Raw genomic sequence first — 16304 nt, forward strand, 5'->3', positions numbered from 1 at the left:
ATGTCCTTTTTGATTTGGGCCAGTTTTACCCCTGGTTTTCCGCCGTGAGTAACGTGCCCAGCGTCGCGGCTTTGCGTTCAATTTCCTCCCACTCCCGCTCCGGTTCGGAGCCGCTGACAATCCCGGCCCCAGCGTAGAGGCGAACCTGTGCCCCCGACACCTGCGCGCAACGGAGCACCACGGCAAACTCGCTGTGTGACTGCGACAGATACCCCACCGACCCGCTGTACCAGCCGCGACTAAAGGGTTCCTGCTGACGAATAAAAGCCTGTGCAGCGGCACGCGGCACCCCGGCAACGGCCGCTGTGGGTTGAAGGCGATCCACGCATTGCGCATCGTCCGCTCGCATTAACCGCGCGCGGATCCGCCGCCGGATATGTTGCAGATGACGCAGCGGCAGTAATTCTGCGGGCATGACTTCCAGTTCAGTAACAATATCCGCCAGCCGCTGACGGATATCCTCCACCACCAGGGTGTTTTCCCACTGGTTTTTTTTATCCATCAGCAACCCTGGCTGATGCACGTCAGCCGTTCCGGCCAGGGCTTCACTCGAAAGCTGGCTGCCCTCGCGCGCATACAGCCGTTCAGGGCTGGATCCCACCAACGCCTGATGTTCCTCTGTGGCCAGCATAAAATGGTAGCTATGGGGGTTAATGCGCTGGCTGGCGGCCAGCAAGGCGGCGGCAGACAAGGGGCCAGACAGGCTGAAATCGCTGACCCGTGCCAGCACGACTTTCTCCAGTTCGCCAGCGGCTATAGCCGTCAGCGCATGGTTAACCCGTTGGACCCAGCCCGTTTTATCCGGGGCATGATGCACGCAATGATAATGCGGCAAGGATGTAGCCGGCTGCACCGGGCGCAAGCCTGCCAGCCAGTGCAACAAACGCCGGGCTTGCTGCTGTAACGAACCGTCGCTGACCAGATTGAGCGTCAAGTGGTGCCCTGCACTGTCCTGCTGCCACAGCAGGACAGGCAGAAACAGGTCACTGGCACCAAAGATGCTGTTTGCGCCAAACACCCGCAAGCCCGGCGGCAATGCCTGCAAGCGCAGGGTAGCCTCTGCAACGGAGTGAAACCGCTCAAGCGCACCACAGGCTGCCACGATCTCTTCACCACTGCGCGACTGCCAGTAAAACTGGGGCCAGCAGGACTGGGAGGCTAGCCAGTTCAGCGCATCAGTTTCGGGGGAAAAGCGCACGCTGATTTGCCGCACGCCGGGCACCGATTCGCTCACCTGTGCGAGCCGATCGCGTAGCTGTTCTACCGCCTGAGCAAGTTGCACGCTGACCTCAATAGAAAGTAAAACACGGATGGGCAGTTATGTTAGCGGGATTAGCAAGGCAGGATATTGATCTGAAAACAGGGGGAGAGAAATGAACAGACGCCCGGGAGGGCGTCTGTTGTGCTACTGCCTGTTGTTCTACTGAATTAGCGACGCGCCAGCAGCAGGCCGATGACCAGACCCAACGTGGCACCGACACCAATCCCCTGCCAGGGTTTATCGTGGACATAATCATCAGCACGCGTAACGGCCTGACGGGCTCGCACATAGTAGGTATCAGAGGCATCGCTGATGCGGGACTTCACCTGGTTCAGTGATTTTTCCGCTTTCGCTTTCAGCTCAATGTATTTCTGATCGGCCGGATCGCCCGACGACTTCAGCACTTCTTCCAGGGTTTCAGTGAGCAGCGCCAGATCGTCATCCAGGCGAGTTTCATGTGGTTCAGTCGTTGTTGCCATTTCCATTCTCCTTGGGCGAAAAATCTTCGTCAGGTAACTATAGACAGTTTTTGCCGCTCTGCTTGATTAAAACCGCCAGGAATCGACTGAGAATGGTGTGTTCAGGGACAGTAAAACGGGTCAAAGGGTGCTTATTTTCCCGATATTTACGTTAATTCACATGCGAAACCACTGCGGTAGTTAGATTTATCTGATAAATTTTGCGTGAACTGAATCATTACCCAGGCAAGCTGTCGTAACTCCCTGTAACCGGACCTTTATCCGGCGAAGCGAATGCGTGCAAACGCACGACAGTCACTACAAACTCCGTTCACCTGAGGAAATTATTTCCGGCATGAATCGAAGAATGTTTATGAAAGCGTCAATGGCATTCGCAACCCTCAGTGGGATGTCGGGTTTATCCACGTTGTTCTCCCAGGCTGCCTGGGCGGAAGACGGGATTGCCGATGGTTCCGCAAAGCGATTTGATTTTGATGTGCTTAAAAAAATGGCCGCCGATATGGCAAAACAGGCCTATGGTGGTGCTCCGGCGCCGTTGCCTGAAACACTGGCAACGCTGACGCCGCAGGCCTATAACGAAATCCAGTACGATGCCAACCATTCGCTGTGGAACGGCATCGACAACCGTCAGCTTGACGTTCAGTTCTTCCATGTGGGGATGGGCTTTAAGCGCCGTATCCGCATGTTCTCCGTTGATGGTGCCAGTCGTGAGGCGCGTGAAATTCACTTCCGCCCTGAGTTGTTTAACTACAACAATGCTCACGTCGACACCAAACAGCTGGAAGGCAAAACCGACCTTGGCTTCGCCGGTTTCCGCGCATTTAAAAAACCCGAGCTGGCAAAACGCGACATCGTCTCGTTCCTCGGCGCCAGCTACTTCCGTGCTGTAGATGAAACCTTCCAGTACGGTCTGTCCGCGCGTGGCGTGGCCATCGACACCTTCAGTAACGGTAAAGAAGAGTTCCCGGACTTCACCGCCTTCTGGTTCGAAACCCCGAAAGCCGATGACACCACCTTTGTGGTGTATACCCTGCTGGATGGCCCGAGCTGCACCGGCGCGTTTAAATTCACCATTCACTGCGAAGATAAACGCGTAGTGATGGAAGTGGAAAACCACATTTATGCGCGCAAGGATATCCAGCAGTTGGGTATCTCGCCGATGACCACCATGTTCAGCTGCGGCAATAACGAGCGCCGCATGTGCGATACCATCCATCCGCAGATCCACGACTCCGATCGTCTGGCCATGTGGACAGGGAGCGGTGAGTGGATTTGCCGTCCGCTGAACAACCCACAGCGTCTGACGTTTAACGCCTATCAGGATGAAAACCCGCGTGGTTTTGGCATGTTACAGCTTAATCATGACTTCGACAGTTATCAGGATGTGATTGGCTGGTACAACAAGCGCCCAAGCCTGTGGGTGGAACCGGTCGGTAAGTGGGGTAAAGGTGCGATTAACCTGATGGAGATCCCGACCACGGGTGAAACGCTGGATAATATTGTCTGCTTCTGGCAGCCAGCCGATGCCATCAAAGCCGGGAGCGAGCACAGCTTCTCCTACAAGCTTTACTGGAGCGGCCTGCCACCGGTACGTAGCGGTCTGGCACGTGTTAATGCCACCCGCACCGGCATGGGCGGTTTCCCGGAAGGCTGGGCACCGGGCGAGCATTACCCGAACGTCTGGTCACGCCGTTTCGCCGTTGACTTTGTTGGCGGCGATCTGAAAGCCGCAGCACCGAAAGGCATTGAGCCGGTGATTAACGTCACCTCCGGTACGCTGAAGCAGGTTGAAATCCTCTACGTTGAACCGATTGATGGTTACCGTATTCTCTTCGACTGGTATCCAAACAGCGATTCCACCGAACCGGTAAATATGCGTCTGTTCCTGCGGACTAAAGATGAAACGTTAAGCGAAACCTGGCTGTATCAGTATGTTCCACCGCCGCCGGATAAGCGTAAATACGTGGATGACCGGATTATGACCGCGGGTTAATCGCGTTTGGACCGGGCCGGTCAAGGGCCAGGTCAACGTCTCAAGGTCCAGGGCGTTGACGTTGACGTTGACGTTGACGTTGACGTTGACCTTAAAATAAACGATTAACGCCAAACGCTATCGCTAACCAGACGTCCGCTGCATATCAATATGCGGAATATTATCCTCCAGATACTCCCCGCTGACTGCCACAAACCCCAGACGAGCATAGAAACGATGCAAATGCGCCTGTGCAGAAAGAAAAATAGGCTGCCCTGGCCAATGGTGTTCGCAGCTATTCATGGCCTGCTCCATTAGCCGACTCCCCAGGTTCAGCCCGCGCGCCTCTCCGGACACAATCACCCGACCAATTTTGACCGGCTGGCCCTCCCCTTCAGGCATCAGAATGCGTGCACAGGCAACCAGCTGATTGTCGAGGATACCCAGCAGATGGCGGTTTTCACCCACCAGATCCGCACCATCAATATCGAGATAAGGGCACTGCTGCTCAACAATAAACACCGCGTTGCGCAATGCCAGCAGCCGATAAAGCTGGGCGGCACTGAGTTCGCTGTGGTGCAGGTCCTGCCAGATGATGTCCATCAACTTAACTCCTCAGACTGAAGCAAAAAAAATCGGGCCACTGTGGGCCCGATTATTACCTGTCTTGCATCAAATTACATCAGTGGCTGCGCCAGTTTCACAAGCGAAATCAGCGGCTGCGGGAAGATACCCAGTATCAGCACCAGAATCGCGGAAATCAGCACCACCACACCACCGGCAGTAAATGCCCAGTTAGCAGGCGCATCACGCTGGGACAGTTCCGGTGGTGAAAGATACAGACTGACGGTCATACGCAGATAGTAGTACAGGCCAATGGCACTGCCCAGCACCACAGCTCCGGTCAGCCACCACAGGTGCGCACTGACACCGACAGCAATCACATAGAACTTACCGATAAAGCCCAGCGTCATCGGGATACCCGCCAGCGACAGCATCATCACGGTCATGACTGAGGCGAGGATCGGACGGTGCCAGAACAGGCCACGGTAAGAGTACATAGAGTCTGCATCCGGGCCACGGTACGGGCTGGACATCAGGCTGACCACACCGAAGGCGCCGAGGCTGCTGAACAGATAACCGGCCAGATAAACGCCAACGGTTTCCATCGACAGCTGATGGGTCTGTACCGCAATCAGGGCGACCAGCAGGTAACCAAGGTGAGCGATAGAAGAGTAACCCAGCAGACGCTTGATATTGCTCTGCGAGATTGCCATCAGGTTACCAAACAGCATGGATGCCACGGCGATCAGGCTGAGTACGGTACGCACACCTTCGTTATCCGCCATTGGCGCATACATAAACAGACGCATCAGCACGCCAAAAATGGCGATCTTGCTGGCGGTTGCCAGGAAGGTGGATACCGGTGCAGGTGCGCCCTGGTAAACATCCGGCGTCCAGAGATGGAACGGCACCAGTGACAGTTTAAAGCCAAAGCCGACAATCATCAGACCCAGGCCCGCTAACAACAGCGGCTGGTTGATCACACCGTCATTCAGGCTTGCACCCAGTGATGCGAAAGCAAGGTTACCGGAATCGGCATACACCAGCGCCATACCAAACAGCAGGAACGATGAGGCCGCTGCCGACAGAATGGCGTACTTGATGGCGGCTTCCAGCGAGCGTTTTTGCTGGAAGGCATAGCCCACAAGACCAAACAGCGGCAGAGAAATCAGCTCAATACCAATGAACAACGATGCCAAATGGTTCGCACTGGCCAGCACCACGCCACCGAGGGCAGCAATCAGCACCAACAGATAGAACTCTTCACGGTTGTCCGGGTACGTTGCCAGCCACGGATAGGCAAAGGTGCAGGTCGCCAGGCTGGCAAGGATCACCAGCCCGGTATACAGCATCGAATAACCATCCACCCGCATCAGCGGGGTGACATCCATGGGGCCTGCCTGACCGACAAAGTACAGTGAAAACAGCGCCAGGTTGAGACCGACAACTGCCAGCGTCGCATTGACGAAGTGATTGCGTCGCCACGCAATGGACAGCATCACAACTACCACCGTCAATCCGACGATCAGCAGCGGCAGAAGCGCGATCAATTGTTGAGGAGTTATTGTCATGGCGAATTACGGCCTTGTAGTTGAAATTGAAGCAGTAAACCACTGCTGAATATTGCTCATCGCAGCATGAGAGGTATCCAGAATCGGCTGCGGATAAACACCCAGCAACACCAGCAGGACCACCAGCACCATGATCATCAGGAACTCACGTGCAGACATCCCCCGCAGCGGCGTTTCTGACTTCGGCGCACCGTAGTAAGCACGTTGCATCATAATCAGCGAGTACACCGACGCGAACACCAGACCAAAGGTGGCGATGACAATAATCACCGGCACAGTCTGAAAGCTACCCGTCAGGATCATAAACTCACCGACGAAGTTACCGGTGCCCGGCATCCCCAGGTTAGCAACAGCGAAGAACAGCGACAGGCCCGGCAACCACTTGATACGTGACCACAGGCCGCCCATCTGACGCATATCGCGGGTATGCAGGCGCTCATACAGCTGGCCACACAGAATAAACAGCGCAGAAGCGGAAAGACCATGCGCGATCATCTGGATGACGGCACCCTGGAACGCCAGCTGGCTGCCCGTGTAGATAGCAATCAGCACGAAGCCCATATGGGAAATCGAGGTGTAGGCAATCAGACGTTTGATGTCGTACTGCGAGAACGCCATCCATGCGCCGTAGAAGATCCCGATAATCCCCAGCCACATGGCAATCGGTGCAAACTCGGCAGAGGCATTCGGGAACAGCGGCAGGGCAAAACGCAGCAGGCCATAGGCCGCGGTCTTCAGCAAGATCCCCGCCAGGTCAACAGAACCTGCCGTAGGGGCCTGACTGTGCGCATCCGGTAACCAGCCGTGCAGCGGTACCACCGGCATTTTCACCGCGAACGCAATGAAGAAGCCCAGCATCAGCATGTATTCCACGCCGTGCGTCATTGGGGTTTTCAGCAGCAGTTCGTAGTTAAACGTCCATACGCCCGTTGCGTTGTAGTGCACAAACACCAGCGCCAGAATGGCGATCAGCATCACCAGACCACTGGCCTGGGTGTAGATGAAGAACTTGGTGGCAGCAGAAATACGCGTCTTCCCGTCAGAGGCTTTGTGGCCCCAGAGTGCGATCAGGAAGTACATCGGCACCAGCATCATCTCCCAGAAGAAGAAGAACAGGAACATGTCCATTGCCAGGAACACGCCGATTACGCCACCGAGGATCCACAGCAGGTTCAGATGGAAGAAACCCTGCCATTTCTCGATTTCATTCCACGAACAGAGAATAGCCATCAGGCCTAACAGGCCGGTCAGTACCACCATCAGCAGCGACAGACCATCCAGGGCCAGATGGAACTCAATACCGAAGCGTGGGATCCACGGCACGGAGAACTCAGATTGCCACTGCGGCAAGCCCGCCGCCTGACTCAGTGAGTAATCTCCCTGCAGCCACAGTTGCAGCGAGAGCACAAACGTCAGCCCCATTGCGATCAGTGCAATCCAGCGTGGCAGCTTAGGCCCGAAGCGCTCCAGCTGCCAGCATAGTAACCCACCGACAAACGGGATGAATATTAGCCAAGGTAATAACATGGCGGTTTTCCCTTTATTGCGATTTTTATTCTTTATAGGGTGTGGCTCTGCCCCACCCCACTCACAAACCTTTACATCACCAGCAGCAGCGCCAGTACCACAACGGCACCAATGCTCATGGAGGCGAGATACCAACGCAGATAGCCATTCTCACTGACGACCAGGCCCTTGTTAGCGCCGCGCGCCAGCAAAGCAGGAATATTCATCAGTGAATTGAGCGGATCACGCGACAGCAGCCAGGCAACGCCGAGATAAGGCTTAACAAAGACTTTGTCATACAGCCAGTCGAAGCCCCAGGCAGCAAACCACCAGGTACTGAAGAAACGCCCTACTGCGCTGTTGGCAATTGCCGTCACCAGAGTTCGTTTACCCAGCCATAGAGCAGCTGCCAGCAGGATGCCCACAATCGCCACTACGCCAGACGCAATCTCCAGCGTCAGCACGCTACCGTGCGCCAGCTCACTGGTCTCAGGCAACACGCCTTTCAGCGGTGGAACAATCATCGCACCAATAAAGGTTGAGAGAATTAACAGCACAATCAGCGGCAGATGGTGAGTGATGCCTTTGCCAGCATGAGCGTGAATTTTTTCTTCCCCGTGGAAGGTAATGAAGATCATACGGAAGGTGTAGAGGGAGGTCATAAACGCCCCTGCCAGGCCGGCAATCATCAGATTCAGATGACCGTTAGCCAGCGCACCCGCAAGGATCTCATCCTTACTGAAGAAGCCTGCGGTGATCAGCGGCAGCGCAGACAGCGCGGCGCCCCCGACCAGGAAGCAGACATACACCAGCGGGATACTTTTACGCAGACCGCCCATCTTGAAGATGTTCTGCTCATGATGGCAGGCAAGGATCACCGAACCAGACGAGAGGAACAGCAGCGCTTTAAAGAACGCATGGGTCATCAGATGGAAGATCGCCGCGTCCCAGGCCTGAACACCCAGCGCCAGGAACATATAACCAATCTGGCTCATGGTGGAGTAAGCCAGCACGCGTTTGATATCGGTTTGCACCAGCGCGGCAAAACCGGCCAGTACCAGCGTGACCGCACCAATAATACCGACCAGATGCAGCACTTCCGGCGTCATCAGGAACAAGCCGTGCGTACGGGCAATCAGGTACACACCCGCGGTGACCATTGTGGCGGCGTGGATCAGAGCAGAAACCGGCGTCGGGCCGGCCATTGCATCAGCGAGCCACGTTTGCAGCGGCAGCTGTGCAGATTTACCGACCGCACCCCCTAACAGCATCAGGGTCGCCCACTGCAGCATCGTGCTATCTGCAGCAAAGTGTTGTGGTGCCAGCTCCATCATTTCGCGGAAGTTCAGCGTTCCCAGCTCGTTGTAGAGAATAAACAACGCAAATGCCAGGAACACGTCGCCCACGCGGGTGATGATAAAGGCTTTCATTGCCGCCGCGCCGTTGTTCGGGTTGGTGTAATAGAAGCCAATCAGCAGATAAGAGCAGAGGCCCACCCCTTCCCAGCCGAGATACATCAGCATCAGGTTATCGGCCAGCACCAGCACGACCATGCTGGCGATAAACAGGTTGGTGTAGGCGAAGAAGCGTGAGTAGCCCTCTTCTCCCCGCATGTACCAGGACGCGAACATGTGGATCAGGAAACCAACGCCAGTGACCACCGACAACATGGTCAGCGACAGGCCGTCCAGCGTCAGGTTGACATCAATTTTGAAATTACCCACCTGCATCCAGGTCCACAGCGCCTGGTTGAATACCTGCTGGCCGTTATTGAAGAAGTCGATACCTGCATATGCCGCCACCAGCGCCGCAAGGCCGACCGATCCCATCCCCACGGTAGCAGACAGATTCTCTGACCAGCGGCCACGGGAGAACGCCAGCAGTAAGAAGCCAATCAGCGGAAACAGGATAGTTAAATAGAGAAGGTTCATCCGCGCATCTCGCTCACTTTATCAATGTTGAGGGTCTGGCTACGACGATGGAGCTGCAGCAGCAGCGCCAGGCCAATGCTGGCCTCAGCCGCGGCCAGGCTGATTGCCAGGATAAACATCACCTGACCGTCGGCCTGTCCCCAGTAGCTTCCCGCCACCACAAACGCCAGTGCTGCGGCGTTAATCATGATTTCGAGACTAATCAACATAAACAGCAGATTGCGGCGGATCACCACGCCTGTCAGTCCAAGGACAAACAGGATGGCAGCCAGAATAAGTCCATGCTGTAGAGGGATCATACCCGCTCCTCCTTATTACTTTTCGCCGCATCACCCGGACGGTTGCTCAGAACCTCACCAGAACGCTGTTCGCGCCCGATGTGGAAGGCCACCACCAGACCCGCCAGAAGCAGCATCGATGCCAGCTCAACGGCCAGAACATACGGACCGAAAAGACTGATACCCACTGCTTTCGCATCGATCATCTTGCCGTCGATGCCCTGGTCATTAATGCCGCTAATAGCATAAACCAGCACCACCAGCAATACCAGGGAGAGCGCAGCCGGCCCCATCCACATGCTCGGTTTCAGCCACTGGCGCTCCTGCTCGACTTCCTGGCCGCCCAGATTCAGCATCATCACCACGAAGACGAACAGCACCATAATCGCACCGGCATAAACAATGATTTCCAGCGCGCCCGCAAAGTAGGCGCCGAGCGAAAAGAACACTCCTGAAACGGCCAGCAAAGAAATAATCAGGTACAGCAACGCATGTACCGGGTTGGTATGAGTGATGACGCGCAACGTCGCCAGCACCGCTACCAGACCACTAACATAAAAAGCAAATTCCATGCCTGGCTCCTTAAGGTAACAAGCCCTTGACGTCGATAGGTTTGGCTTCGTTTTCAGCGTCGCCTTTGTCTTTACCGTCGATCGCCATACCCGCCATCCGGTAGAAATTGTACTCCGGGTATTTACCCGGGCCGGAAATCAGCAAGTGTTCTTTTTCATACACCAGATCCTGACGCTTGAACTCACCCAGTTCGAAATCTGGGGTAAGCTGAATCGCAGTGGTCGGGCAAGCCTCTTCACACAGGCCACAGAAAATGCAGCGCGAGAAGTTAATACGGAAGAACTCCGGATACCAGCGGCCATCCGCCATCTCTGCTTTTTGCAGAGAAATACAGCCTACCGGGCAGGCAACAGCACACAGGTTGCAGGCAACACAGCGCTCCTGGCCATCCGGATCGCGCGTCAGCACAATACGGCCACGGTAGCGTGGTGGCAGATAAACCGGCTCTTCCGGATACATCATGGTTTCACGTTTGGCGAAGGCATTCATGCCTATCAGCCAGATACTGCGTACGGTTGTCCCGAAACCAACGACAAGGTCTTTTAATGTCATGTTCTTAAACCCCTTACTGCGCCGTGTACAGAATGACTGCGGCAGTCGCCAGCAGATTCAACAGCGTCAACGGCAGACAGACTTTCCAGCCGAACGACATCACCTGGTCATAGCGCGGACGCGGTAACGCAGCACGAATCAGAATGAACATCATCATGAAGAATGCCGTTTTAATCGCGAACCAGAAAATCGGTGGCAACCACGGACCGTTCCAGCCGCCGAAGAACAGCGTGACGATCAGTGATGAAACGGTCACGATACCGACGTATTCACCGACAAAGAACAGGCCGAATTTCATCCCGGCATATTCAATGTGGTAACCGTCGGCCAGTTCCTGTTCCGCTTCTGGCTGGTCAAACGGATGGCGGTGACAGACCGCAACACCGGCGATGCAGAAGGTAAGGAAACCTAAGAACTGCGGGATCACGTTCCACAGATGCTGCTGACTGTTAACAATGTCGACCATGTTGAATGAGCCCGCCTGTGCGACCACGCCCATCAACGACAGACCGAGGAACACTTCATAGCTCAGGGTCTGCGCAGAGGCACGCATTGCGCCCAGCAGCGAGTATTTGTTATTACTCGACCAGCCGGCAAACAGCACCGCGTACACCGCCAGACCCGCCATCATCAGGAAGAACAGCAGACCAATGTTCAGGTCGGCGCCCATCCAGGTGGAGGTCACCGGCACAATCGCCATCGCCAGCAGCAGCGAGGTAAAAGCAATCATAGGAGCGAGGGTAAAAATCACGCGGTCGGTAAACGGCGGGATCCAGTCCTCTTTAAAGAACATTTTGATCATGTCAGCGACCAACTGCAGGGAACCGCCCCAGCCGACACGGTTAGGCCCGTATCGGTTCTGGAACAGGCCGAGCAGACGGCGCTCACCAAAGCTCATAAAGGCGCCACAACCGACCACCACAAACAGGATAATCAGCGCTTTTACGACGGCAATCAGCACGTCGATAACTTCCGGTGTCAGCCAGCTCATTGTACTGCCTCCCGCAGATTGTCGATGTTGCTACCAGCCAGGAACGGTGGAATGCCCGGTAAACCGAGTGGCAAACCCACCTGCCCTGCCTGCAACGTGCTGGAGAAGCGTACTGGCAGGCGCAGTGTTTCGCCCTGGCAAGTAAACTCAACGGCCGTGCCGACATTCACCCCAAGCTTCGCAGCATCATCCGGATTAACCATCAGGTAGGCTTCTGGCATACGCTGCTGAATAACCGGGGCGCGCTGAGTCATTTCATCGCTGCCGAACAGGTGGAAATACGGTGCCACACGCCAGGCATCGTTCACGCCAGTGAAGGCAGCAGGTACCGTGTCGAACCAGCCCAGCTGTGTGGCCCCCGCTTCGATCAGACGCACGCCTGGATCGCCATTACGCAGGCTTCCGCCCACTTCCGCCTGGAATTTATTCCATGCCTGAGGTGAGTTCCAGCCTGGTGCCCAGGCAAACGGAATTTGCGAACGTGCTGCAGACGGCTGGTTGTTCCCTTCCATAGAGAAGGCAAACATGCTGTCTTTGTCCTGCGGCTGACGCGGCTCATGCACGTCGATGTTGGCGCGCATTGCAGTACGCCCACTCGAACGGTTAGGTGAACGTGCCAGTTTCTGACCACGAATACGGAAGCTGGCATCAGGTGCCGCTTCTTTAATCCCAGCCAGCTGTGGCAACGCCGCTACGCAGGCATCGATCACATGATCGAGCTGGCTCCAGTCCACTTCGCGGCTGTTAATCGTGCTTTGCAGCGAATGCAGCCAGCGCCAGCTTTCCAGCATCTGTACTTTTTCGTCGTAGTAGGCAGGGTCATAAACCTGGAAGAAGCGCTGTGCGCGGCCTTCCTGATTCACTACCGTACCGTCGCTTTCAGCAAAGCTGGCGCTGGAGAGGATCAGACCGGCTTTTTCCGTGGTCGACGTACGCTGATGATCGAGTACGATCACGTTTGGCGTATGGGCCAGCGCAGCATCCACCTTCGCCTTTGGCAGGTGACGGTAGAGATCGTTTTCCATGATAATCACGGCATCTGCTGCACCGCTTTCCAGCTCGGACAATGCCACATCAAGGGATTTCCCACCGATCAGGCCAAGACCCACGCTGTTCGTCGCGGTTGCCAGCAGGGTAATACCTACATCAGCACCGCGATTCTTCAGTGCTTTTGCCACGTTAGCGGCCGCCTGAATCATCGCTTCGCTGCCGGAGTTAGTCCCGGAGATAATCAGCGGTTTCTTCGCCCCGGCTAATGCCTGAACGATGACGTCAATTTTGCCTGCCAGTGACTTATCAATATCCGTAACGACAGGCGCACTTTCATCCAGTTCATGCGCAACGGCAAAACCAAGACGCGCCTGATCTTCCACCGGGGCGCGATAGCTCCAGGCGGCAATGTCATCAAGACGGGTCTGGTCAACGTTGGTGACAAACAGGGGGTGCTTCGCGTTCTGCCCGATGTTCAAAATGGCGGCAATCTGCCAGTCTGCCACTTTCTGTGCGGCAGCCATTTCACGGGATTTGCCCTTCACCGCCTGACGCACTGACAGTGCAACGCGCGCTCCGGTCTGGGTCAGATCTTCACCCAGCACCAGCACCGCATCGTAGCTTTCAATTTCGCGCAGCGCCGGAGTATGAATTCCGCTGTCGCGCAATACTTTCAGCATCAGATCCAGGCGCGCCTGCTCTCCCGCCGCAATGCCGGTGGAGAAGTTTTCTGCACCGACCAGTTCACGCAGTGCAAAGTTGCTTTCTACGCTGGCTCGCGGGGAACCAATGCCGATCACTTTCTTCGCCTGGCGCAGCACATCCGCCGCGCCCTGCATTGCCTGGTCAGCATTCAGCGCGATCCAGTCATCACCGCGACGCTGCATCGGCTGGCGTGGACGGTCTTTCAGGTTCACGTAGCCATAGCCGAAACGACCACGGTCGCAGAGGAAGTAGTGGTTTACAGTACCGTTGTAGCGGTTTTCAATACGACGCAGTTCGCCATAGCGCTCACCCGGGCTGGTGTTACAACCGATGCTGCACTGCTGGCAAATGCTCGGTGCAAACTGCATATCCCACTTACGGTTATAACGCTCAGAGTGCGTTTTATCCGTGAATACGCCGGTCGGACAAATTTCAACCAGGTTACCGGAGAATTCGCTTTCCAGTACGCCGTCTTCCGGGCGACCGAAGTAGACGTTATCGTGCGCGCCGTAGACACCGAGGTCGGTGCCATCCGCGTAATCTTTGTAGTAACGCACGCAGCGGTAACAGGCGATGCAGCGGTTCATTTCGTGGGAAATGAACGGACCGAGATCCTGATTACGGTGGGTACGCTTCGTGAAACGATAACGACGGAAGCTGTGGCCGGTCATCACTGTCATATCTTGCAGGTGACAGTTACCGCCCTCTTCACATACCGGGCAGTCGTGCGGGTGGTTAGTCATTAACCACTCGACAACGCTTTCGCGAAACTCTTTGGCTTCGCCATCATCGATCGAAATAAAGGTGCCGTCAGACGCCGGGGTCATGCAGGACATAACCAGGCGGCCACGGGTGTCTTCGGCATTCTGAAATTGCTTCACCGCGCACTGGCGGCAGGCACCGACGCTACCGAGCGCCGGGTGCCAGCAGAAATAAGGAATATCTAAGCCGAGGGAGAGACAGGCCTGCAAGAGGTTGTCTGCGCCATCAACATCATATTCTTTACCGTCTACATGAATTGTAGCCATAGTGAACATGCTTCCGTAAGGCCCGTGCGAACACGGGCGTTAAACTTTGCTTACCAGCGCGCCTTTAACAGGTTGGGCTGGATGCCGCTAATCGCGTGCGCGTTGCTGAATACCTGGGGTGCCATACCCGCTTCAAACTCTTCGCGGAAATATTTAATGGCACTTTGCAGTGGCTCTACTGCACCAGGCGCATGCGCACAGAAGGTCTTACCCGGGCCAAGCTGGCGGCAGAGTTGCAGCAGGGTTTCAATATCCCCCGGCTGTCCCTGTTTATTTTCCAGCGCGCGCAGAATTTTCACACTCCACGGCAGGCCATCGCGGCATGGCGTACACCAGCCGCAGGATTCACGGGCAAAAAACTCTTCAAGGTTACGCACCAGCGACACCATGTTGATTTCGTGGTCGACGGCCATCGCCAGCGCCGTACCCAGACGACTACCGGCTTTACCAATACTGGCAAATTCCATCGGCAGATCGAGGTGCGACTCGGTCAGGAAGTCCGTACCTGCGCCACCTGGCTGCCAGGCTTTGAACTTCAGGCCATCGCGCATGCCACCGGCATACTCTTCGAGGATCTCGCGCGCGGTGGTGCCAAACGGCAGCTCCCATACGCCCGGGTTCTTCACACGACCGGAAAAGCCCATCATTTTGGTACCGGCATCTTCGCTGGTAGAAATCCCTTTGTACCAGTCAACGCCGTTGGCGATAATGGCCGGTACGTTAGAGAGCGTCTCTACGTTGTTAACGCAGGTCGGCTTGCCCCAGGCACCCGCAGAAGCCGGGAATGGCGGCTTGGAACGCGGATTAGCGCGACGCCCTTCCAGTGAGTTAATCAGTGCGGTCTCTTCGCCGCAGATATAACGCCCCGCGCCGGTATGCACAATCAGCTCAAAGTCAAACCCCGTGCCGAGAATGTTCTTACCCAGCAGACCCGCTTCGGTCGCTTCCGCAATGGCACGGCGCAGGTTAACGGCCGCCTCAATGTACTCACCGCGCAGGAAGATGTAGCCACGGTAGGTTTTCAGTGCAAACGCGCTGATCAGCATGCCTTCCACCAGCTGGTGTGGCATCTGCTCCATCAGCAGACGGTCTTTATAGGTGCCCGGCTCCATTTCATCCGCGTTACACAGCAGGTAACGGATGTTCATGGATTCGTCTTTTGGCATCAGGCTCCACTTCAGACCCGTGGAGAAACCTGCACCGCCACGCCCTTTCAGGCCCGAATCTTTAACCTGACTGACAATCTCTTCCGGCGACAGGGATTTCAGCGCTTTTTCAGCCCCGGCATAACCATTCTTACTGCGGTACTCTTCGAGGAATACCGGCTGTTTGTCTTCACGCATGCGCCAGGTCAGCGGATGCATTTCGGCAGTACGCACGATCTGTCTCATTGATACTGCTCCAGTAAGTTGGCGATACCTTCCGGCGTCAGATGAACGTGGGTATCTTCATCCACCATCATCACCGGCCCTTTGTCGCAGTTGCCGAGACAGCAGGTTGGCAGCAGCGTAAAGCGCCCGTCCGCCGTGGTCTGACCCGGTTTGATATTCAGGCTGCTTTCCAACGCCGACTGAATCCCCTGGAAGCCCGTAATATGACAAACCACGCTATCGCAATAACGGATCACATGGCGGCCCACCGGAGTGCGGAAGATCTGGCTGTAAAACGTTGCCACCCCTTCCACATCACTGGCCGGGATCCCCAGCACATCAGCAATGGCGTGGATTGCACCGTCCGGCACCCAGCCACGCTGTTTCTGGACAATTTTCAGCGCTTCAATGGAAGCCGCACGCGCGTCTTCATAGTGGTGCTTTTCATGCTCGATGGCGTCGCGCTCTGCCGCACTCAGCACAAAAGCCCCGGTTTCATCGATCGTTTCGATCGCAATTCTTTGATCGTGCAT

14 protein-coding genes are annotated in these 16304 nt (G+C 55.8%); 1 reads left to right on the forward strand and 13 read right to left on the reverse strand.

All coding sequences use genetic code 11. From position 1 onward, the window contains the following. Nucleotides 1–25 precede the first annotated feature (25 nt). Nucleotides 26–1282, reverse strand: a complete 1257-nt coding sequence (locus tag LJN55_RS15875) for an isochorismate synthase (RefSeq protein WP_227534828.1) — start codon at nt 1280–1282, stop codon at nt 26–28. 146 nt (nt 1283–1428) lie between these two features. After that, nucleotides 1429–1740 carry a stress response protein ElaB gene (elaB, locus tag LJN55_RS15880; RefSeq protein ID WP_133841412.1) on the reverse strand — a complete coding sequence of 104 codons (312 nt, stop codon included), beginning with the start codon at nt 1738–1740 and terminating at the stop codon, nt 1429–1431. 334 nt (nt 1741–2074) lie between these two features. Here elaB and LJN55_RS15885 point away from each other — a divergent pair, with 334 nt between their 5' ends. Continuing rightward, a complete protein-coding gene (locus LJN55_RS15885) occupies nt 2075–3733 on the forward strand; it encodes a glucan biosynthesis protein D (RefSeq protein WP_133841411.1) in 1659 nt (552 codons plus the stop codon). 123 nt (nt 3734–3856) lie between these two features. Here the strand turns inward: LJN55_RS15885 and LJN55_RS15890 are convergent, their stop codons facing one another. The 11 genes from LJN55_RS15890 to nuoE form a co-directional block, all read right to left on the reverse strand. After that, the gene (locus LJN55_RS15890) at nt 3857–4315 is read right to left on the reverse strand and encodes a GNAT family N-acetyltransferase (RefSeq protein WP_133841410.1); all 459 of its coding nucleotides are present in this window, start codon (nt 4313–4315) and stop codon (nt 3857–3859) included. Between the two features lie 74 nt (nt 4316–4389). After that, a complete protein-coding gene (nuoN, locus tag LJN55_RS15895; RefSeq protein WP_133841409.1) occupies nt 4390–5847 on the reverse strand; it encodes an NADH-quinone oxidoreductase subunit NuoN in 1458 nt (485 codons plus the stop codon). A 6-nt stretch (nt 5848–5853) separates the two neighbouring features. Next, on the reverse strand, nt 5854–7374 hold the full coding sequence (gene nuoM / locus LJN55_RS15900) for an NADH-quinone oxidoreductase subunit M (protein ID WP_227534829.1): 1521 nt from the start codon (nt 7372–7374) through the stop codon (nt 5854–5856). Nucleotides 7375–7445: 71 nt separating this feature from the next. Continuing rightward, nucleotides 7446–9284 (reverse strand): NADH-quinone oxidoreductase subunit L, encoded by a 1839-nt coding sequence (gene nuoL, locus LJN55_RS15905; RefSeq protein ID WP_227534830.1) that lies wholly within the window; start codon nt 9282–9284, stop codon nt 7446–7448. Next, the gene (gene nuoK, locus LJN55_RS15910) at nt 9281–9583 is read right to left on the reverse strand and encodes an NADH-quinone oxidoreductase subunit NuoK (RefSeq protein ID WP_133841406.1); all 303 of its coding nucleotides are present in this window, start codon (nt 9581–9583) and stop codon (nt 9281–9283) included. The genes nuoL and nuoK overlap by 4 nt, the downstream gene beginning before the upstream one ends. Continuing rightward, a complete protein-coding gene (gene nuoJ, locus LJN55_RS15915; protein WP_133841405.1) occupies nt 9580–10134 on the reverse strand; it encodes an NADH-quinone oxidoreductase subunit J in 555 nt (184 codons plus the stop codon). Before nuoJ ends, nuoK begins: the two co-directional genes overlap by 4 nt. A gap of 10 nt (nt 10135–10144) precedes the next feature. After that, nucleotides 10145–10687 carry an NADH-quinone oxidoreductase subunit NuoI gene (gene nuoI / locus LJN55_RS15920; RefSeq protein ID WP_048915455.1) on the reverse strand — a complete coding sequence of 181 codons (543 nt, stop codon included), beginning with the start codon at nt 10685–10687 and terminating at the stop codon, nt 10145–10147. A gap of 13 nt (nt 10688–10700) precedes the next feature. Further along, nucleotides 10701–11678 carry an NADH-quinone oxidoreductase subunit NuoH gene (gene nuoH / locus LJN55_RS15925; protein ID WP_133841404.1) on the reverse strand — a complete coding sequence of 326 codons (978 nt, stop codon included), beginning with the start codon at nt 11676–11678 and terminating at the stop codon, nt 10701–10703. Next, nucleotides 11675–14401, reverse strand: coding sequence for an NADH-quinone oxidoreductase subunit NuoG (nuoG, locus tag LJN55_RS15930; protein WP_133841403.1), 2727 nt, complete (start codon nt 14399–14401; stop codon nt 11675–11677). Before nuoG ends, nuoH begins: the two co-directional genes overlap by 4 nt. Before the next feature lie 50 nt (nt 14402–14451). After that, entirely contained in the window at nt 14452–15792 is a 1341-nt protein-coding gene (gene nuoF / locus LJN55_RS15935; RefSeq protein WP_133841402.1) for an NADH-quinone oxidoreductase subunit NuoF, read from the reverse strand. Beyond that, on the reverse strand, nt 15789–16304 hold the full coding sequence (gene nuoE / locus LJN55_RS15940; RefSeq protein ID WP_133841401.1) for an NADH-quinone oxidoreductase subunit NuoE: 516 nt from the start codon (nt 16302–16304) through the stop codon (nt 15789–15791). The genes nuoF and nuoE overlap by 4 nt, the downstream gene beginning before the upstream one ends.

The organism is Erwinia rhapontici (assembly GCF_020683125.1).
GTDB classification, from domain to species: Bacteria; Pseudomonadota; Gammaproteobacteria; order Enterobacterales; family Enterobacteriaceae; genus Erwinia; species Erwinia rhapontici.

What these genes read in the sequence shown, in the direction of transcription:
- elaB (WP_133841412.1), bottom strand. Translation starts at nt 1,740, where the DNA reads ATGGCAACAACGACTGAACCACATGAAACTCGCCTGGATGACGATCTG.
- nuoE (WP_133841401.1), bottom strand. Translation starts at nt 16,304, where the DNA reads ATGCACGATCAAAGAATTGCGATCGAAACGATCGATGAAACCGGGGCT.
- nuoN (WP_133841409.1), bottom strand. Translation starts at nt 5,847, where the DNA reads ATGACAATAACTCCTCAACAATTGATCGCGCTTCTGCCGCTGCTGATC.
- LJN55_RS15890 (WP_133841410.1), bottom strand. Translation starts at nt 4,315, where the DNA reads ATGGACATCATCTGGCAGGACCTGCACCACAGCGAACTCAGTGCCGCC.
- nuoK (WP_133841406.1), bottom strand. Translation starts at nt 9,583, where the DNA reads ATGATCCCTCTACAGCATGGACTTATTCTGGCTGCCATCCTGTTTGTC.
- nuoM (WP_227534829.1), bottom strand. Translation starts at nt 7,374, where the DNA reads ATGTTATTACCTTGGCTAATATTCATCCCGTTTGTCGGTGGGTTACTA.
- nuoH (WP_133841404.1), bottom strand. Translation starts at nt 11,678, where the DNA reads ATGAGCTGGCTGACACCGGAAGTTATCGACGTGCTGATTGCCGTCGTA.
- nuoJ (WP_133841405.1), bottom strand. Translation starts at nt 10,134, where the DNA reads ATGGAATTTGCTTTTTATGTTAGTGGTCTGGTAGCGGTGCTGGCGACG.
- LJN55_RS15885 (WP_133841411.1), top strand. Translation starts at nt 2,075, where the DNA reads ATGAATCGAAGAATGTTTATGAAAGCGTCAATGGCATTCGCAACCCTC.
- nuoL (WP_227534830.1), bottom strand. Translation starts at nt 9,284, where the DNA reads ATGAACCTTCTCTATTTAACTATCCTGTTTCCGCTGATTGGCTTCTTA.
- nuoI (WP_048915455.1), bottom strand. Translation starts at nt 10,687, where the DNA reads ATGACATTAAAAGACCTTGTCGTTGGTTTCGGGACAACCGTACGCAGT.
- nuoF (WP_133841402.1), bottom strand. Translation starts at nt 15,792, where the DNA reads ATGAGACAGATCGTGCGTACTGCCGAAATGCATCCGCTGACCTGGCGC.
- nuoG (WP_133841403.1), bottom strand. Translation starts at nt 14,401, where the DNA reads ATGGCTACAATTCATGTAGACGGTAAAGAATATGATGTTGATGGCGCA.